Origin of the sequence: Pseudomonas lyxosi, assembly GCF_047758685.1 — a bacterium.
GTDB lineage: Bacteria > Pseudomonadota > Gammaproteobacteria > Pseudomonadales > Pseudomonadaceae > Aquipseudomonas > Aquipseudomonas lyxosi.
Window position 1 is genome coordinate 111,309 of the sequence record NZ_CP180481.1, and the last position, 18,441, is coordinate 129,749.

General features: G+C 58.5%; 22 protein-coding genes. 9 read left to right on the top strand and 13 right to left on the bottom strand.

Annotation, left to right across the window (positions count from 1 at the left end; translation table 11 throughout):
* Positions 1–18 precede the first annotated feature (18 nt).
* The gene (locus ACMXYI_RS00530) at positions 19–1,920 is read right to left on the bottom strand and encodes a potassium transporter Kup (RefSeq protein ID WP_415771053.1); all 1,902 of its coding nucleotides are present in this window, start codon (positions 1,918–1,920) and stop codon (positions 19–21) included.
* A 444-nt stretch (positions 1,921–2,364) separates the two neighbouring features.
* Here ACMXYI_RS00530 and rimO point away from each other — a divergent pair, with 444 nt between their 5' ends.
* From rimO to tsaA, 6 genes are all read left to right on the top strand, one after another.
* Positions 2,365–3,702: a 30S ribosomal protein S12 methylthiotransferase RimO gene (gene rimO, locus ACMXYI_RS00535; RefSeq protein ID WP_008153968.1), complete on the top strand. Its 1,338-nt coding sequence runs from the start codon at positions 2,365–2,367 to the stop codon at positions 3,700–3,702.
* 113 nt (positions 3,703–3,815) lie between these two features.
* The gene (locus ACMXYI_RS00540; RefSeq protein WP_415771055.1) at positions 3,816–4,289 is read left to right on the top strand and encodes a GNAT family N-acetyltransferase; all 474 of its coding nucleotides are present in this window, start codon (positions 3,816–3,818) and stop codon (positions 4,287–4,289) included.
* A gap of 186 nt (positions 4,290–4,475) precedes the next feature.
* Entirely contained in the window at positions 4,476–5,186 is a 711-nt protein-coding gene (locus tag ACMXYI_RS00545; RefSeq protein ID WP_008153970.1) for an rRNA pseudouridine synthase, read from the top strand.
* 75 nt (positions 5,187–5,261) lie between these two features.
* A complete protein-coding gene (locus ACMXYI_RS00550) occupies positions 5,262–5,732 on the top strand; it encodes a DUF1456 family protein (protein ID WP_008153972.1) in 471 nt (156 codons plus the stop codon).
* A gap of 191 nt (positions 5,733–5,923) precedes the next feature.
* Positions 5,924–6,694, top strand: coding sequence for an SDR family oxidoreductase (locus tag ACMXYI_RS00555; RefSeq protein WP_415771057.1), 771 nt, complete (start codon positions 5,924–5,926; stop codon positions 6,692–6,694).
* 167 nt (positions 6,695–6,861) lie between these two features.
* Positions 6,862–7,560, top strand: coding sequence for a tRNA (N6-threonylcarbamoyladenosine(37)-N6)-methyltransferase TrmO (gene tsaA, locus ACMXYI_RS00560; RefSeq protein ID WP_415771059.1), 699 nt, complete (start codon positions 6,862–6,864; stop codon positions 7,558–7,560).
* Between the two features lie 54 nt (positions 7,561–7,614).
* On the opposite strand, the gene fpr is transcribed toward tsaA, so the two are convergent.
* On the bottom strand, positions 7,615–8,394 hold the full coding sequence (gene fpr / locus ACMXYI_RS00565) for a ferredoxin-NADP reductase (protein WP_030127957.1): 780 nt from the start codon (positions 8,392–8,394) through the stop codon (positions 7,615–7,617).
* 149 nt (positions 8,395–8,543) lie between these two features.
* Here fpr and ACMXYI_RS00570 point away from each other — a divergent pair, with 149 nt between their 5' ends.
* Positions 8,544–9,470, top strand: a complete 927-nt coding sequence (locus tag ACMXYI_RS00570; RefSeq protein ID WP_008153977.1) for a LysR family transcriptional regulator — start codon at positions 8,544–8,546, stop codon at positions 9,468–9,470.
* Here ACMXYI_RS00570 and ACMXYI_RS00575 read toward each other — a convergent pair.
* From ACMXYI_RS00575 to ACMXYI_RS00585, 3 genes are all read right to left on the bottom strand, one after another.
* Complete coding sequence (locus tag ACMXYI_RS00575; protein ID WP_415771061.1) at positions 9,467–9,829, bottom strand: diacylglycerol kinase; 363 nt, start codon at positions 9,827–9,829, stop codon at positions 9,467–9,469. The genes ACMXYI_RS00570 and ACMXYI_RS00575 overlap by 4 nt on opposite strands.
* 79 nt (positions 9,830–9,908) lie before the next feature.
* Positions 9,909–10,556, bottom strand: a complete 648-nt coding sequence (erdR, locus tag ACMXYI_RS00580; protein WP_046046272.1) for a response regulator transcription factor ErdR — start codon at positions 10,554–10,556, stop codon at positions 9,909–9,911.
* A gap of 233 nt (positions 10,557–10,789) precedes the next feature.
* Positions 10,790–11,524, bottom strand: a complete 735-nt coding sequence (locus ACMXYI_RS00585; protein WP_415771063.1) for a tRNA-uridine aminocarboxypropyltransferase — start codon at positions 11,522–11,524, stop codon at positions 10,790–10,792.
* A 189-nt stretch (positions 11,525–11,713) separates the two neighbouring features.
* Between ACMXYI_RS00585 and ACMXYI_RS00590 the strand changes: the two genes are divergently transcribed.
* On the top strand, positions 11,714–12,139 hold the full coding sequence (locus tag ACMXYI_RS00590; RefSeq protein WP_415771065.1) for a PA3611 family quorum-sensing-regulated virulence factor: 426 nt from the start codon (positions 11,714–11,716) through the stop codon (positions 12,137–12,139).
* Here ACMXYI_RS00590 and ACMXYI_RS00595 read toward each other — a convergent pair whose 3' ends face one another.
* The gene (locus tag ACMXYI_RS00595; RefSeq protein ID WP_095128071.1) at positions 12,140–12,334 is read right to left on the bottom strand and encodes a hypothetical protein; all 195 of its coding nucleotides are present in this window, start codon (positions 12,332–12,334) and stop codon (positions 12,140–12,142) included.
* Positions 12,335–12,700: 366 nt separating this feature from the next.
* Between ACMXYI_RS00595 and ACMXYI_RS00600 the strand changes: the two genes are divergently transcribed.
* Positions 12,701–13,819 (top strand): TIGR00730 family Rossman fold protein, encoded by a 1,119-nt coding sequence (locus ACMXYI_RS00600; RefSeq protein ID WP_415771067.1) that lies wholly within the window; start codon positions 12,701–12,703, stop codon positions 13,817–13,819.
* Between the two features lie 43 nt (positions 13,820–13,862).
* Here the strand turns inward: ACMXYI_RS00600 and recX are convergent, their stop codons facing one another.
* From recX to ACMXYI_RS00635, 7 genes are all read right to left on the bottom strand, one after another.
* Positions 13,863–14,330, bottom strand: a complete 468-nt coding sequence (recX, locus tag ACMXYI_RS00605) for a recombination regulator RecX (protein WP_046046277.1) — start codon at positions 14,328–14,330, stop codon at positions 13,863–13,865.
* Positions 14,331–14,338: 8 nt separating this feature from the next.
* On the bottom strand, positions 14,339–15,391 hold the full coding sequence (gene recA, locus ACMXYI_RS00610) for a recombinase RecA (RefSeq protein ID WP_007907270.1): 1,053 nt from the start codon (positions 15,389–15,391) through the stop codon (positions 14,339–14,341).
* An 83-nt stretch (positions 15,392–15,474) separates the two neighbouring features.
* On the bottom strand, positions 15,475–15,975 hold the full coding sequence (locus tag ACMXYI_RS00615; protein ID WP_415771069.1) for a CinA family protein: 501 nt from the start codon (positions 15,973–15,975) through the stop codon (positions 15,475–15,477).
* Positions 15,976–16,055: 80 nt separating this feature from the next.
* Positions 16,056–16,571, bottom strand: a complete 516-nt coding sequence (locus tag ACMXYI_RS00620; protein ID WP_415771071.1) for a lysis system i-spanin subunit Rz — start codon at positions 16,569–16,571, stop codon at positions 16,056–16,058.
* On the bottom strand, positions 16,568–16,993 hold the full coding sequence (locus ACMXYI_RS00625) for a cell wall hydrolase (protein WP_415771072.1): 426 nt from the start codon (positions 16,991–16,993) through the stop codon (positions 16,568–16,570). The genes ACMXYI_RS00620 and ACMXYI_RS00625 overlap by 4 nt, the downstream gene beginning before the upstream one ends.
* A 107-nt stretch (positions 16,994–17,100) precedes the next feature.
* A complete protein-coding gene (locus ACMXYI_RS00630) occupies positions 17,101–17,520 on the bottom strand; it encodes a phage tail protein (protein ID WP_415771074.1) in 420 nt (139 codons plus the stop codon).
* A 9-nt stretch (positions 17,521–17,529) separates the two neighbouring features.
* Complete coding sequence (locus ACMXYI_RS00635) at positions 17,530–18,441, bottom strand: gp53-like domain-containing protein (RefSeq protein ID WP_415771076.1); 912 nt, start codon at positions 18,439–18,441, stop codon at positions 17,530–17,532.

An 18,441-nucleotide genomic window follows, 5' to 3' on the forward strand; every position in this document is an offset into this window, starting at 1 on the left:
GGGGCTTTTTGATGTTACTTACATCTCTACCTGAGTCCCCAGTTCAATCACCCGGTTCAGCGGCAGATTGAAGAAGCGCAAATTGCCGTTGGCGTTCTGCAACATGAAGGCGAACAGCGCCTCGCGCCAGCGGGCCATGCCTTCGAGTTTGGAGGCGATGACCGTCTCGCGGCTGAGGAAGTAGGTGGTGCGCATCGGGCTGAAGTCCAGGTCATCGAGATGACACAGCTTCAGCGCTTGCGGCACGTCCGGCTCGTCGACGAAGCCGAAGTGCAGGATCACCCGGAAGAAGCCTTCGCCGTGGGATTCAACCTCGAAACGCCGTGATGCCGGCACCCGCGGGATATCTTCGTACACCACCGTCAGCAGCACCACTTGCTCGTGCAGCACCTGGTTATGCAGCAGGTTGTGCAACAGCGCATGGGGCACGGCGTCCGGGCGCGCCGTCAGGAACACGGCAGTGCCCTGAACGCGATGCGGCGGTTGCACGGCGATGCTGCTGATGAAGATCGGCAGCGGCAATCCACCTTCGTCGAGACGATCGACCAGCAATTGCTTGCCGCGTTTCCAGGTGGTCATCAGGACAAACAGCACGATACCGGCGATCACCGGGAACGCCCCGCCCTGAATGATTTTCGGCACGTTGGCAGCGAAGTACAGACCGTCTACCAAGAGGAATCCGAGCAACAGCGGAACCGCGAGGACCGGAGGCCATTTCCACAGCAGCAATATCACCGCCGACACCAGAATGCTGGTCATCAACATGGTCCCGGTCACCGCCACGCCGTAGGCCGAAGCCAGAGCGCCGGAAGATTCGAAACCCAGCACCAGTAGCACCACGCCGACCATCAGCGCCCAGTTCACCGCGCCAATGTAGATCTGGCCTTGTTCGGCACTGGAGGTGTGCCGAATGTGCATGCGCGGAATGTAACCGAGCTGGATCGCCTGACGGGTCAGGGAGAACGCACCGGAAATCACCGCTTGGGAGGCAATCACCGTGGCCATGGTCGACAATCCTACCAATGGAATCAGCGCCCAGCTGGGTGCCAACAAGTAGAACGGGTTGCGCGCGGCTTCCGGGTCACCGAGCAGCAGCGCCCCTTGGCCGAAGTAATTCAGCACCAGCGCCGGCAGCACCAGAATGAACCAGGCACGGGCAATCGGCTTGCGACCGAAGTGGCCCATGTCGGCGTACAGCGCTTCGGCACCGGTCAATGCCAGCACTACCGCGCCGAGAATCGCCACGCCCATGCCCGGGTGCACGATGAAGAAGCGCACGCCCCACACCGGGTTCATCGCTTTCAATACTTCCGGATGCTGCATGATGCCGTAGACACCCAGCGCCCCCAGCACCACAAACCAGGTCACCATGATTGGCCCGAACAGGATGCCGATCCGCGCGGTACCGTGACTCTGAATCAGGAACAACGCCACCAGCACGATCAGCGACAGTGGCACCACCCAATGGTCGATACCCTCGAAAGCCAGTCCCAGGCCTTCAATCGCCGAGAGCACAGAGATCGCCGGCGTGATCATGCTGTCGCCATAGAACAGCGCCGCGCCGATCAGCCCACAGACCACCAGGAACCCCCTCAACTTCGGATGCCCGGCCGCCGCCCGCCGAGCCAGGGCGGTCAAGGCCATGATCCCGCCTTCGCCCTGGTTGTCGGCGCGCAGGACGAACATCATGTACTTGATTGACACGACCCAGATCAGCGACCAGAAGATCAGCGCCAGAATCCCCAGCACCCCGTCATGATTGACGGGCACGCCATAGCCACCGGAAAACACTTCTTTGAGGGTGTACAGCGGGCTCGTGCCGATATCGCCATAAACCACCCCGACCGCCGCGACCAGCATGCCGATCGGCTTTGCCGCCGAATGCTCGGCACCCGCCGCCTGACTACTTGCCTGACCCATCCACCACTCCTACTACCCAGACCGGACTTCTTTGGAAGAAGCACTATGCTTTGCCGTGCAGCATGCACCGTTTTACTTACTGTTACAGACGTTTTGTTGACTGTAAAAAATCGATAAAGCGTAAAGGCGCGAAGCATAGCGCAGCACTCGTCGTATTTCCCTGCATAAAGCTGGTCAAGTGCGCCTCTCATCGCTAGAATTGCGCACTTTTTGATCAGAGGCTAAGCGTCCTGCCTCGCGAATACTGCTGTTTTTTGACGGCGCCTGTTGTTGCCATACTGCGTTGCCGCTTCTCGCCATAGCAAGCTATGACTCGGCGCGGCGCCTTGCCTGGCAACAACAGTCACTCGTCAAAAAGCAGCGTATTCACGAGGCAGGACGCCAAGCGCCCGTCTGTCGCCTTGCCGTCTTCGGCTGGAGGCGTCACAAATACCGAGGTTAGACATGTCCACCACTCCTGCGCCGGCCAATCCAAAGGTTGGCTTCGTATCCCTGGGTTGCCCCAAAGCACTGGTCGACTCCGAGCGCATCCTTACCCAGCTGCGCATGGAAGGCTATGACGTTGTGTCCACTTACGAGGACGCCGATGTCGTGGTGGTCAACACCTGCGGCTTCATCGACTCGGCCAAGGCTGAGTCTCTGGAAGTGATCGGCGAAGCCATCAAGGAAAACGGCAAGGTCATCGTGACCGGCTGCATGGGCGTCGAAGAAGGCAACATTCGTAAAGTGCACCCGAGCGTGCTGGCCGTGACCGGTCCGCAGCAGTACGAGCAAGTGGTCAACGCCGTGCACGACGCCGTGCCACCGCGTCAGGATCACAACCCGCTGATCGACCTGGTGCCGCCGCAAGGCATCAAGCTGACCCCGCGCCACTACGCCTACCTGAAGATTTCCGAAGGCTGCAACCACAGCTGCAGCTTCTGCATCATTCCGTCGATGCGCGGCAAACTGGTCAGCCGTCCGGTCGGTGACGTGCTCGACGAGGCTCAGCGCCTGGTCAAGGCCGGCGTCAAAGAGCTGTTGGTGATCTCGCAAGACACCAGCGCCTACGGCGTCGACGTGAAATACCGCACCGGTTTCTGGAACGGCGCGCCGGTGAAAACCCGCATGACCGAACTCTGTGAAGCCCTGAGCACCCTCGGCGTCTGGGTTCGTCTGCACTATGTTTACCCGTACCCGCACGTCGACGAGCTGATTCCACTGATGGCCGCCGGGAAAATCCTGCCGTACCTGGACATCCCGTTCCAGCACGCCAGCCCGAAAATCCTGAAAGCCATGAAACGCCCGGCCTTCGAAGACAAGACCCTGGCCCGCATCAAGAACTGGCGCGAAATCTGCCCGGACCTGATCATCCGTTCGACCTTCATCGTCGGCTTCCCCGGCGAAACCGAAGAAGACTTCCAGTACCTGCTGAACTGGTTGACTGAAGCTCAACTGGACCGCGTCGGCTGCTTCCAGTACTCGCCAGTCGAAGGCGCACCGGCCAACCTGCTGGACGCGGCCATCGTGCCGGACGACGTCAAGCAAGACCGCTGGGATCGCTTCATGGCGCACCAGCAGGCCATCAGCTCGGCTCGCCTGCAAATGCGCGTTGGCCGTGAAATCGAAGTGCTGGTCGACGAAGTCGACGAGCAAGGCGCGGTTGGCCGCTGCTTCTTCGATGCCCCGGAAATCGACGGCAACGTGTTCATCGACAACGGCAGCAACCTGAAGCCAGGCGATAAAGTCTGGTGCAAAGTGACCGACGCCGACGAATACGACCTGTGGGCTGAACAGATCTAAACGCAAAAAATACGAAAAGCCCTGCTCTCTTGACGAGATGCGGGGCTTTTTTACGTCTATCGTTTTGTGGGAGAAAGGATTCGCATCATCAACTGCAAAAGGGGCAGCCGGCCATGCGCCAACATTCGGTCATCCACACGCCGAAACAGAGCGACTACGAAGAGCTCACTCAGGTCTGGGAGGCCTCGGTGCGCGCCACCCATGACTTTCTGCCGGACAGCTACATCGAACTGTTGAAGAACCTGGTGCTGACGCGTTACCTCGATGCGGTGATGCTGATCTGCACCAAAGACCCGCGCCAGCGCATCACCGGGTTCGCCGGGGTCGCGGCGGGCAAGATCGAAATGCTCTTCATCGACCCGGCTCACCGCGGCCAGGGCCTGGGCAAGCAGTTGCTGCGCTATGCCATGGAACACCTGAATGCCGATGAACTGGACGTCAACGAACAGAACCCGCAAGCCTTGGGTTTCTACTTCAAACAGGGCTTCGAGGTGATCGGTCGCTCGGAAGTCGATGGTATGGGCCAGCCCTATCCATTGCTGCATATGCGCATGCGCCAAGGGCAAAAGCTGGCCCGCAATGGCTGACACAACATAGGACAAATGTGGGAGCTGGCTTGCCTGCGATTGCATCACCTCGGTGCAACTGAAACACCGAGTCGTCTGCATCGCAGGCAAGCCAGCTCCCACAAAAAGCCAAACGGTGAAATGGAGCCGGGATTAACCGGCGCCAGGCAGGTACAATGCCCACCCCTTTTTTGTTACGGCCCTGTCATGACTGACCCGATTCGTCTCTCCAAACGCCTCATCGAACTCGTCGGCTGTTCCCGTCGGGAGGCTGAGCTGTTCATCGAGGGCGGCTGGGTCACCGTGGACGGTGAAGTCATCGACGAGCCGCAGTTCAAGGTCGAGAACCAAAAAGTCGAGCTTGATCCAGAAGCCAAGGCCACTGCGCCGGAACCGGTGACTATCCTGCTGAACGTGCCCGTGGGCATGGATGCGGAAACGGCCATGGCAACGATCAGCGCCGAGACCTTGAGCGAAGAACACCGCTTCAGCAAACGTCCGCTCAAGGGCCACTTCCTGCGCCTGACCGCCAGCACCGACCTGCAGGCCAATGCCAGCGGTCTGCTGGTGTTCACCCAGGACTGGAAGATCCTGCGCAAACTCACTGCCGACTCCGCCAAGATCGAGCAAGAGTATGTGGTCGAAGTTGAAGGCGACATGGTGGCTCACGGCCTCAACCGCCTGAACCACGGCCTGACCTACAAGGGCAAGGAACTGCCGCCGGTCAAAGCCAGCTGGCAGAACGAAAACCGCCTGCGTTTTGCGATGAAGAACCCACAACCGGGCGTCATCGCCCTGTTCTGCCAGGCCGTAGGCCTGAAGGTTGTCGCCATCCGCCGCATCCGCATTGGCGGCGTGTCCATCGGCAAAGTGCCACTGGGCCAATGGCGTTACCTGTCCGGCAAAGAGAAGTTTTAAGACTTCTCACGCCACCACACATTTTGGCGCCGCTGTTTATGCGGCGCCCACTGCTGAATATCAGGACTGCACACCATGATTCACAACGACGTACTGCGCAGCGTGCGCTACATGCTCGACATCAGCGACAAGAAAGTCATCGAGATCATCAAGCTCGGCGGCATGGACGTGGCCCTGGAAGACCTGGTGACGTACCTCGACAAGAAAGAGGAAGACGAGGAAGGCTTCGTACGCTGCCCGGATGAAGTCATTGCGCATTTCCTCGATGGCCTGGTGATCTTCAAGCGCGGCAAGGACGAAAGCCGTCCGCCGCAGCCGATCGAAGTGCCGGTGACCAACAACATCATCCTGAAGAAACTGCGTGTGGCCTTCGAACTGAAAGAAGACGACATGCACGCGATCCTCAAGGCCTCCGAGTTCCCGGTGTCCAAGCCTGAGCTGAGCGCGCTGTTCCGCAAGTTCGGCCACACCAACTACCGTCCGTGCGGCGACCAGTTGCTGCGCAACTTCCTCAAGGGCTTGACCCTGCGCGTGCGTCCGCAGTAAATCGCCCCACCTTGTAGGAGCACAGCTTACTGGCGATGGCGATCTTCAAAACGCCATCGCCAGCAAGCTGTGCTCCTACAGGGGCGGTTCAAAGCCAGGCTGTATAGACCCTCATTCCTCGCAAAAATAGTGGCTCCGCTTCCGGCGGCTGACGACTAGGGTGTATTGACCCTCAGCTCTCAGGATTCGCCATGCACCCGTACTTTTCCTTGCAAGGCCGCACCGCTCTGGTGACCGGCGGCACCCGTGGTATCGGCAAAATGATCGCCAAGGCTTATGTCGAGGCCGGCGCCACTGTGTACGTCTGTGCCCGCGATGCCGAAGCCTGTCAGCAAACGGCTGATGAATTGAGCGCATTCGGTCGTTGCCACGGAGTGGCGGCCAACCTGGCCACCGAAGAAGGCGTACTTGAGCTGGCTACACGACTGGGCGAGCAGATCACTCATCTGGATATTCTGGTGAACAACGCCGGCACCACGTGGGGCGCGCCGCTGGAGAGCTACCCGGTCAAGGGCTGGGAAAAGGTCATGCAGCTCAACGTGACCTCGGTGTTCAACTGCATTCAGCAGTTTTTGCCGCTGCTGCGTAAGGCTGGTTCGGCAGCGAATCCGGCGCGAATTATCAATATCGGTTCAGTGGCGGGCATTTCGTCCTTCGGCGAACAGGCGTATGCCTACGGTCCAAGTAAAGCTGCCCTACATCAACTGTCACGGATTCTCGCGCGGGAGCTGGTGAGCCAGCACATCAACGTCAACGTCATCGCACCGGGGCGTTTTACGAGCAAGATGACGCAGCACATCGGCAATGATGAGCAGGCGTTGGCCGACGACACGGCGTTGATTCCAATGAAACGCTGGGGCCGGGAGGAAGAGATGGCGGCGCTGGCGATCAGTCTGGCGAGTACGGCTGGGGCCTATATGACCGGGAATATCATCCCTCTGGATGGTGGGTTCAGTCTCTGATCTCTTCCCGATGATCGTTCCCACGCTCTACGTGGGAATGCAGCCCGGGACGCTCCGCGTCCCAAGAGCGGACGCAGAGCGTCCATTGAGGCATTCCCACGCAGAGCGTGGGAACGATCATTGCGTGGGTTATCATGCCCGCCCTCACCCCGCCTTGACCCCAGACCATGACCTACAGCGTTTCCCCCATCGGCTTTGTGCGCTCCTGCTTCAAGGAGAAGTTCGCCATCCCGCGCCAACCACAACTGGCCCCGGCCGCTCGCGGCGTATTGGAACTGGTGGCGCCGTTCGATCAGGGTGACGCAGTGCAAGGTCTGGAACAGGTCAGCCACGTGTGGCTGCTGTTCCTGTTTCATCAGGCACTGGAAGAAAAGCCACGGCTGAAAGTCCGCCCTCCTCGTCTCGGCGGTAACAAATCCATGGGCGTGTTCGCCACCCGTGCGACGCATCGGCCCAATGGCATCGGCCAATCCGTGGTGAAGCTGGACAAGGTCGAAGCCAATCGCCTGTGGATATCCGGTATCGACCTGCTCGACGGCACACCGATACTCGACATCAAACCCTACGTACCTTATGCCGACATCATCAATACGGCCTCCAATAGCATCGCCAGCGCTGCGCCGCAGCTGATTCCCGTGCAGTGGACGGATTCAGCGCTGCAACAGGCTCACGGCCATGCTCAGCGCCTTGAAGAACCGCTGGTGGAGCTGATCGAGCAATGCCTGGCACAAGACCCACGTCCGGCGTACCAGATTCCTACACCCGAACGGGAATACGGCGCACAGTTCTGGGACCTGGACGTACGTTGGCATTACCCCGAGGCGGGTGTGATCCGAGTCCTTGAAGTCATCCCTGTACCGGCATAAAAAAGCCCCCATTGCCTGCACAGGCAATGGGGGCTTTTCAGTGGTGCGGTGTTCTTACTTCTCGACGAACGCACGCTCGATCAGGTAATCACCCGGCTCGCGCATCCGCGGCGACACTTTCAGGCCGAAGCTGTTCAACACTTCGCTGGTCTCGTCGAGCATGCTCGGGCTGCCACACAGCATGGCGCGGTCGTCCTGCGGGTTGATTGGTGGCAGACCGATGTCGCTGAACAGCTTGCCGCTGCGCATCAGGTCGGTCAGGCGACCTTCGTTCTCGAACGGCTCGCGGGTCACGGTCGGGTAGTAGATCAACTTGTCACTCAGGGCCTCGCCGAAGAACTCGTTCTGCGGCAAGTGCTCGGTGATGAACTCGCGGTAAGCGACTTCGTTGACGTAACGTACGCCGTGGCACAGGATCACTTTTTCGAAACGCTCGTAGGTTTCCGGGTCCTGGATGACGCTCATGAACGGCGCCAGACCGGTACCGGTGCTGAGCAGGTACAAATGTTTGCCAGGCTTCAAGTCATCCAGCACCAGCGTGCCGGTAGGCTTCTTGCTGATGATGATCTCGTCGCCTTCCTTCAGATGCTGCAGCTGGGAAGTCAGCGGGCCATCAGGCACCTTGATGCTGAAGAACTCGAGATGCTCTTCCCAGTTCGGGCTGGCAATCGAGTAAGCGCGCATGAGCGGCCGGCCGTTGGGCTGTTGCAGGCCGATCATCACGAACTGACCGTTCTCGAAGCGCAGGCCCGGATCGCGGGTGCACTTGAAGCTGAACAGAGTGTCGTTCCAGTGATGAACACTGAGGACACGCTCGTGGTTCATGTTGCTCATGTACGTGGGACTCCTGGAGATTGGTCTGCGCGTGCTCTGCGCCTGCTCTGCAAAAAATGAGCTGCTGTGCGCAATTGCATCGCATTCTAATGGCAGCGACAATATCTGTTAACTGGATTATTAAGATAAGGGTTATCGGTTATATCGATATGCGATTTACTCTCCGTCAACTTCAAGTATTCGTCGCCGTCGCCCAGCAGGAAAGCGTATCCCGTGCTGCAGGTCTGCTCAACCTCTCGCAATCGGCGGCGAGCACCTCGATCACCGAGCTAGAGCGTCAGTCCAGCTGTCAGTTGTTCGATCGCGCCGGCAAACGGCTGAGCCTCAACGCCCTCGGTAAACAGCTGCTGCCGCAAGCGGTGGCGCTGCTCGATCAGTCCAAAGAAATCGAAGACTTGCTCAATGGCAAGTCGGGATTCGGCTCTCTGGCGGTCGGCGCGACCCTGACCATCGGCAATTACCTGGCCACCTTGCTGATCGGCAGCTTCATGCAGCGCCATCCGGAAAGCCAGGTGAAGCTGCACGTGCAGAACACCGCCAACATTGTGCAGCAGGTCGCCCACTATGAAATTGATCTGGGTCTAATCGAAGGGGACTGCAGCCATCCGGACATCGAAGTACAGAGCTGGGTAGAGGATGAACTGGTGGTGTTCTGCGCGCCCCAGCATCCACTGGCCAAGCGCGGCACGGCGACCATGGAAGAGCTGACCCACGAGGCCTGGATTCTGCGGGAACAGGGCTCCGGCACGCGACTGACCTTTGACCAGGCCATGCGTCACCATCGCAGCTCGCTGAATATCCGACTGGAACTGGAACACACCGAAGCGATCAAGCGTGCGGTGGAGTCCGGGTTGGGGATTGGCTGTATTTCGCGTCTGGCGCTACGCGATGCGTTCCGCCGCGGCAGCCTGGTGCCGGTGGAGACGCCGGATCTGGATCTGGCGCGGCAGTTCTATTTCATCTGGCACAAACAGAAATATCAGACGTCGGCGATGCGTGAATTCCTCGACCTGTGCCGCGCTTTCACCGCCGGGGTTCAGCGCAGCGACGAGATTGTGCTGCCCACCATCGCTTAAAGCAGGATCACCGCCCACACCAGCGCGATCATGGTCAACGCCACGAACTGAGCGGCGCTGCCCATGTCCTTGGCGTTCTTGGACAGCGGGTGCAACTCAAGGGAAATGCGGTCGATGGCCGCTTCCACTGCCGAATTGAGCAATTCAACAATCAACGCCAACAGGCAGACTGCAATCAGCAACGCCTGCTCGACGCGACTGACGTTCAGGAAGAACGACAGCGGAATCAATATGAAGTTGAGCAACACCAGTTGCCGAAAAGCCGCTTCGCCGGTGAAGGCCGCGCGCAGACCGTCCAGCGAATAACCGGAGGCGTTGAGGATGCGTTTTAGGCCGGTTTGGCCTTTGAAAGGTGACATAAAGTAGGCAACTGACCAAAAAAGAAGTGGGAAAGCTAGATTAAGCAAAGTCAAAAAAGCGTGAACGCGCCGCGCCTTATTAGCTAGAAATTGACTCAAGTTGTTGCAGAAGCAACGCTGCCTGCGTCCGGGTCCGCACATTCAGCTTGCGAAAAATCGCCGTCACATGGGCCTTGATCGTCGCTTCGGAAACGCTCAGCTCGTAGGCAATCTGCTTATTCAACAAGCCTTCACAGACCATGGTCAGCACACGAAACTGCTGAGGCGTCAGGCTCGCAAGGCCTTCGCTGGCGGCCTTGGCTTCGGCGGAAACGCTGACTGCCTCGAACGCCTGGGGTGGCCAGAACACATCGCCATCGAGCACCGCACGTACGGCTTTCTGGATGACGCTCAGATCACTGGACTTGGGTATGAAGCCGCTGGCGCCGAATTCACGGGACTTGACCATGATCGAGGCTTCTTCCTGGGCCGACACCATGACCACCGGAATCTGCGGATACTGACCTCTCAGCAGCACCAGCCCTGAAAAACCGTAGGCCCCTGGCATGTTCAGGTCCAGCAGTACCAGATCCCAATCGGACTTCTCGTCCAGACGGGTTTCCAGCTCCGCAATGCTTGCCACTTCCACCAGACGGACTTCCGGGCCCAGGCCCAGGGTCAACGCTTGATGCAGGGCGCTACGAAAAAGAGGGTGGTCATCGGCAATCAGGATTTCGTATGTGGCCATTTTTCAAATGATCCTGTTTTTCAAACAACTCGAGGTACAGCCACGGAGCTGTACCAACAGGGCACGTTCAACGCCAATCACGTGGCTATCCACGTAAAGAATACGGCGTATCAAACTTGGCCGCGCCCTAATCGGCGCCAAGCATGCCCAGCGAAGTCGGGGTGGTCAAGGTGCATGGCCAGTACAGTTCTTTGCAGTATGGGCGACAATCCGCGCGTGACAGGGGCGCCGATTTACACAAAAGGCATCAGCTCGGCGTGTGCCGGTGTTGAAACATTCATTTCAAGCTGATGTTTGGCATCCAGGTAATGTTGGCTGAACACATCGAAATAAGCGTCCAGCGCCGATGCGGCCTCGGTATCACCCGCCAGATCGAGACACAACGCCGCCACTTCGGCTGTGCATAAATGCTCGCTGCGGGTCGATCGACGCAACCGGTACCGCGACAGCTTCTCGGGCAACAGGCTCAGAATCGGAAGCCGATCAAAGTAGGGGCTTTTGCGGAAAATCTTCCGGGCTTCTGTCCAGGTGGCATCCAGCAGAATGAACAGCGGACGCTTCGAACTATCGGCATCGACGCTGTTTGTTACACGCTCGGGTTCGACGTACTCACCCGGAAACACCAGATAGGGCTGCCATTGCGGGTCGGCCAGCAGCGCCAGCAATTGCTCATCAACTTCCGTACGCGACCAGATGAACGCATGGTTGTCGCGCACCACATCGGCGATCAGCCAACCGGTGTTGCTCGGTTTGAACACTTCCTTGTTGGTCATGATCAGGCACACGCCAGAGCGGGTCTCGACTTGCGGGCGCCAGGCGCACAGGCAGTGGCTCTCGATCACGCGGCAGGCTCGGCAACGCGGCGCCCTCCAGCCTCGGGCCTGAATCGGCTTGATGCCCTCTTCCTCTCGCTCATCGCGCAAGCGGGCTACTGCGTTTGCAGCAAAGCGTGGGGTTGCAGGGTTCATCGCAGGCAACGCCGGCAGGGGAAGAAAATCGACACGAAAAACACTCGGCAGGGCAGAAAGTGGCGGCAGTTTATCAGAGCAGCCGGCGCAAGCCTGTACCGTCCAGGCCTCGTCCCCTATAATTCGCCGCCACTGAACGCACAGTCATGTGACGGGTCGAACCACCAGTCACTGAACCAGGAGAGTTTCATGCTGCGCCTTATCGTTCCCACCGCTGCCGTTTTACTGGCGTCGTCCTTCAGCGCTCAGGCTGCTTCCTTGAGTGAGCAGAATCTCAACAGAGAGCTGCGAAACGTCGCCACACAAAGCAGTGTTGGTACTCCACGGGCGATCAACGAAGACATTCTTGATCAGGGCTACACCGTCGAAGGCAACACGCTGATCAACCATCTAAGCGTACAAAGCAGCCACGCCAACAAGATGCGTGCCGACCCGAAAGCCGTGTATTTCCAGCTTGGCGCTTCTGTATGCAACAACCCATCGTTCCGCAAACTGATGGCCAAAGGCGCGGTCATGCGTTACGACTTCACTGAGGTGAAGACCAACCGCTCAGTCGGCTCCGCCAGCTATCAGGAATCGGACTGCCCGAAAGCGGCTCCGACCAAGAAGAAGTAATCATCGGGAAGTGGCGCGCCGCTGTTCATCCTCGGCGCGTAGTTCTGCCAACAACGCCTGCAAATAACGGGAACGTCGGTCGGCGCCCTCCAGACGTCGGCAACACTCCTCTTCGAGACTCAAATGATTGGTCTCGGCCGATGACTTCAGTAATCGATACAATTGCGTATCGATCTCCAGAATGACTCTGGCCATAGCTTCCCGCCTCCCTGCACCTCGCCCTTGCTTGAGCGATAAAATCCTTGAACCGCTTGTACCGTACGCCCTGCCTTTGACGCAAAGTTGTTGTGTCGTGTCTGTAATTTAGTAAATCAGACTGTCAGACACTCGCCTTGCGTTCAGACGAGCGGTGAAAGCACCTTGCAAATCGCCAATAAGCGGTTGCCAGGAAAGACTTTGCGGCGCAATGATCAAGTCAGCGAAAAACGCTGCGAGGGTCTAGATTCATAGAGTTCACGTTCACTTTTCAGGGCAGGAAAGGGGCTGCCCGTTGTGCGTCTTGTAGTGCGAATGTTTCCTTCATCCAAGGGAAAAACAGAGCCTGTATGGAAGGAGAAGTTGATGCCTTACCAACCGAATGACCTCCTGAGCCGTCATTTTGAAGAAAGCGGCCACGACCTCATCAGCAAGGTCGAAGAGCAACTCAACCTGGTTTCACCCAACAGCCCGAACATCCCGATCTACCGCGACATGATCCTGACCGTGCTGCGCATGGCCCAGGAAGATCACAACCGCTGGAATGCCAAGATCACCCTTCAAGCCCTACGCGAACTGGAACACGCTTTCCGTGTTCTGGAGCAATTCAGGGGGCGACGCAAAGTCACCGTTTTCGGCTCGGCCCGAACACCGATAGAACATCCTCTGTACGGTCTGGCCCGGGAACTTGGCGCCGCGCTGGCGCGCTCAGACCTCATGGTCATCACCGGTGCCGGTGGCGGCATCATGGCGGCGGCCCACGAAGGTGCTGGCTTGGCACACAGCCTGGGATTCAATATCACCCTGCCCTTCGAGCAGCATGCCAATCCCACCGTGAATGGCACTACCAACCTGCTGCCCTTCCACTTTTTCTTCACCCGCAAGCTGTTCTTCGTCAAGGAAGCCGATGCGCTGGTCCTGTGCCCTGGCGGTTTCGGTACCCTGGATGAAGCGCTGGAAGTGCTGACATTGATCCAGACTGGCAAAAGCCCGCTGGTGCCCGTGATATTGCTGGACGCTCCCGGCGGCAAGTTCTGGCAAGGCGCGTTGGACTTCATTCACCATCAACTGGAGGAAAATCGCTACATCCTGCCGACCGATATGAAACTCGTGAGTCTGGTCTACAGCGCCGAAGAGGCTGTGGAGCAGATCAACCAGTTCTACAGCAACTTCCACTCCAGCCGCTGGCTCAAGCATCAATTCGTTATCCGCATGAATCACAAGCTCAGCGACCAGGCGCTCGAACACATGCAGGAGGCATTTGCCGACCTGTGTCTGAGCGATCATTTCCATCAACATGCTTACAGCGGAGAGGAACACGACGAACCGCAGTTCAGCCACCTGGCGCGACTCGCTTTCACCTTCAACGCCCGTGATCATGGGCGCCTGCGGGAACTGGTGGACTACATCAACCTGCCGGAAAACTGGGCGCAGTCCAATCCCCAGGCGCAACAACGCACGCGGGAACCGTCCAAGGTTACGTAAGCAAAAAAAAACGGCCCGCTATCAAAATAGCGAGCCGTTTCAGTTAATCGTCCATCCCTCGGCCACTGAACAAGCGGCTGATCATTTCCATGGAATATCCCCGATAACTCAGGAACCTGCCCTGTTTGGCACGTTCCCGGGCGTCTATCGGTAAATGCCCGGAAAACTTTCGCCGCCAGGTGTCTTCCAGTTGTTCCTGCCAGTTGATACCGCTCTCGCGCAAAGCAAGTTCGATGTCGGTACGTTGCAGACCGCGCTGACTCAACTCTTCGCGAATACGCAAAGGGCCATAACCGGAACGGGAACGGTAGGAAACAAAGCTTTCGAGGTAACGGGATTCGGACAGCAGGCCTTCTTCCGTCAAACGGTCGAGTGCCGTGTCGATCATTTCAGGGAGGGCGCCGCGTTGACGCAGTTTACGCGTCAACTCGACTCGACCGTGCTCGCGTCGCGCGAGCAGGTCCATTGCGGTTCGCCGCACCGCGACGAGTGTATCGAGTACGGCGGTCATCGGATCAATCAGATATCAGCGTCAGCCAGGTCATCAGCAGTCTCTTTGACTGGCGATGCTTTGACGTCCGGCGCTGGGGTCAGCAACTTGTCACGCAGTTGCTTCTCGAGCTTGGCGGCGATTTCCGGATTGTCTGCCAGGAACTTGGCCGAGTTGGCCTTGCCCTGACCGATCTTGGTGCCTTCATAGGCATACCAGGCACCGGACTTCTCAACAAAACCGTGCAGCACGCCCAGGTCGATCATCTCGCCATTGAGGTAGATGCCTTTACCGTAAAGAATCTGGAACTCGGCCTGACGGAACGGCGAAGCCACCTTGTTCTTCACAACCTTGACGCGGGTTTCGCTACCGACAACCTCGTCACCTTCTTTCACCGCGCCAGTACGGCGGATGTCCAGACGAACCGAAGCGTAGAACTTCAGCGCGTTACCACCGGTGGTGGTTTCCGGGCTGCCGAACATCACGCCGATTTTCATACGGATCTGGTTGATGAAGATAACCAGGCAGTTGGCGTTCTTGATGTTACCGGTGATTTTACGCAGCGCCTGGGACATCAGACGGGCTTGCAGGCCCACGTGCATGTCACCCATTTCGCCTTCGATTTCAGCCTTTGGAACCAGAGCCGCCACGGAGTCGACGATGATCACGTCAACCGCGTTGGAACGCACCAGCATGTCGGTGATTTCCAGGGCTTGCTCGCCGGTGTCCGGCTGCGAAACCAGCAGGTCGTCGACGTTGACGCCCAGTTTGCCGGCGTATTCAGGGTCGAGGGCGTGTTCAGCATCGACGAATGCGCAGGTCGCGCCGGCTTTTTGAGCCTGGGCGATCACCGACAGTGTCAGCGTGGTTTTACCGGAGGATTCAGGACCGTAGATTTCAACGATACGGCCTTTTGGCAGACCGCCAATGCCGAGCGCGATGTCCAGACCCAGAGAGCCAGTGGAGATAGCCGGGATCGCCTGACGGTCCTGATCGCCCATACGCATTACGGCACCCTTGCCGAATTGACGTTCGATCTGACCCAGGGCCGCAGCCAAGGCTTTCTTCTTGTTGTCGTCCATTAAAGTCCTCACGTAATCAATAAGGCCTGACGGCCAACACCTGTATAAGTAGCCAGTATTATTCCACAGCGTTTCAGGATCGCCTACCCCTGATTTGAGATTTCTCCAGCGGCATGGCGCAGCAGCCCCTCTAGCGCGGCCTTCACCGTTTGTCGGCGGACCTCGTCACGGTTGCCGGGAAAGTACTGCACCTCGCTGAACACCTGTTCACCAACGCCCCAGGCCAGCCACACGGTGCCCACCGGCTTGCTCGGCGAACCGCCATCCGGTCCCGCCACACCGCTGACCGCCACGGCAAAACGCGCCCGGCTTTTCTCCTGCGCGCCTCGGACCATGGCCTCGACCACCTCGCGACTGACCGCTCCCACCGTCGCAAACAACTCGACCGGAACATTCAATTGCTCGGTTTTCTGGGAGTTGGAGTAAGTGACATAACCGGCCTCAAACCATGCCGAACTCCCCGGAATCCGGGTGATCGCCTCGCTGATCCCGCCGCCGGTGCAGGACTCGGCGGTGGTGACGTGGGCATTGAGAACCTGCATGCGCCTGCCAAGTTCAGCGGCCAGTTGGGTGATTTCTTTCACGGTCATCTCCTGAGCAAGCGGAATGAGAACTACCGTACACGAGCGTAACGCGCTTGCAAGGCGCAGGATCGATCAAAATGTTAGCGAGCGAGGGCTCTGATATAAGCCTGACAGGCCTGCAAGGCAATCAGTCCGCGGTCGCCGGCGTCGGTGATGGCGATAATTCGCTGAGCATGCGCCGGGTCAAGTCGGGCGCGCGCTGCCCCATGATCCACGCCGCCGGTGCTGGAGGTGGTTGGCACTGAGCAGCCTGGGGCAGTGTCATCGGCGTCGAGGAGGACTGACAGGCGCACATCAGCAGTGGCAAGACGATCGCGCAGGCGACCTTGATCACGTTGGGCATCGATAAGCGCTCGGTAATGGGTTTGTTCGCTGGTCGAAAGACGCTGCTCCAGTGCTAGGCGCTTGTCCTGCTCGACGGTGACCTGAGCCGTCGCCGCGTTGTTGATGGCAGTGAGGTCGTCGCTATGCAGACGAACCTGATCTGCCAACTCCATGTCGTAGCGCCAGTCCTGCACCTTCCACACACCGCTGGCCGTAAGCAGTAATAGCGCCAGCACGCCGGCAAGCGCCAACTTCAGCCCTGCTGGGCTCATTGCACATCCTTGAAAAAGACGTGGTGCCCGAGTTTCAACGTTTGTTTGGCCTTTGCCGCCCAGAGCGGGGCTTTGGGCATGGTGGTCGCGTAGTAATGCGTGGCGCCGCCGGTGGGGTCTGGCGCGGAGCCTGCAATCACCTGGTCAGCCGCTGCGTGTGCCCGGGCGAATTCACTGGCTGGGATCAGCTTATTCCCGCAGATGTAGGTGAAGTTCGGGTCGTTTTTGTTCCAGCAGCTGAACTGGTATGGCGCCTGGCACACACCGGCATAGCCCTCGCCCCACCAGGATTTGGCTCTACCGTCGTTCACACGGTTGCGGATCGTCCAGGCTATGGCAATCTGCCCTCGAAGCCCCTCACCACGGGCCTCACCCCACAGGGTGCGGGCCAGCACATCGCGGTCTTTTCCGGTTGCAGTCATCACTTTCTTCCAGACAAAAAAAGGCCCGCTAAGCGGGCCGGGCCAATAGGGAAATAGGTAAATAGGTAAATAGGTAAATAGCAAAACACCCCGGCAGCACGGGGGGCTTATTGGAGCTGACCAGCCAGCCAAGGCGGGGCTGTCGGTCGGTGATCTACCAGCGGGAACTCACCAGCCTCCGGCCAGTTGCGAAGGGCCCGGCGGTACGCTTGCAAACTCACGTACTGCACTGAGGTCAGGGTTGTTTCAATACCTTCCTCCAGTTCGTCGCGGTGACGCGTGACAACCCCATCAGTCAGTGAAAGCTGCTTGTCTCGCCATACACGCTCAACGAGCGCTAGCTCCTCTGCGGTGGGCAATGGTGGATCTTGCAATTCCGGACGGCCGTCAACCCCCATGCCTATGATCTTGCCCACTCGCCCCGGCTCAAAGAGCGCTGCATGCTCTTCGGCGGTTATTTCGATGCCCCCGTTATCAGCTTCATCAAAGGCAAACCGACCATCTTCTTGAATCCATTTAGCGTACATATTTCCCCCTCAGTAGCCGATGGCTAGCCAGTTGTAACCACCCGATGTAACAGCAGCGTTATTGCCGGCCACATTGGTTAAGTAGCCCGTGAAGCCTGTACGGCTCGGAATTCCGCTCTGACAAAGTGACGGGTTAGTCGCCGAACCGCCCCCGGCATATATGGCCCCCACATACATGCATGCGGTAGGAAATGCGACGGGAAACGTTATCGGCACAGTTCCTGCTGAGCCACTGGTTGAAGCGTGCCCGATTTTAAATGTCCAGCCACTTGGCAACACTTGATTAGCGTCGGGTCCAAAGATTGCGGCAAATACGGATGCGGTCCGCAGAGTTTCGCTACCGAGGTGGCAACGCCAGACGTTGCCCTCGCGTATGACCAGAAAATCCCCACCGGCCGCCAGCAAATAAGGAACTGCCACAGCAAGGTTGTTCATTGCCAACTGATCCCCAGCGGCGACAGTCACCCGCGATGTAAGGGACACTGGTCCTGCCGATATCAAAATCGCTGACCCGTTAGGCACAGACGAAGAGGCCGGCAACGTCACAGTGACGCCCGCCGACAATTCCAGTCGCTTGCCTATGTCAGCGCCGGTCAACACCTCGCTTCCAGAAACGCCGCGACCTCCGGCGAAACTCCCGAGAGCCCGCTGCACAAACTCCGTCGTAGCCGCAGCCTTCGTTGCAGCGAATTGAGGCTCTGTTACAAATAGGAATTTCCCGCGAATCGCTTTTAATAGTTGATCGTTCTCGGTTTCCGATGGGGTAATACCCGCCGCACCGAGGATACTCAGAATTTCTTGCGTTACAGCATTCCCCCAAGCCGCCGGAACCAACGACCCTGGCGTTCCCGTTACCGGGTTTTCATCCACAAACTTTCCATTCACCAGCCCTACGCTGGGTACACTTTTTGGATAATCCAC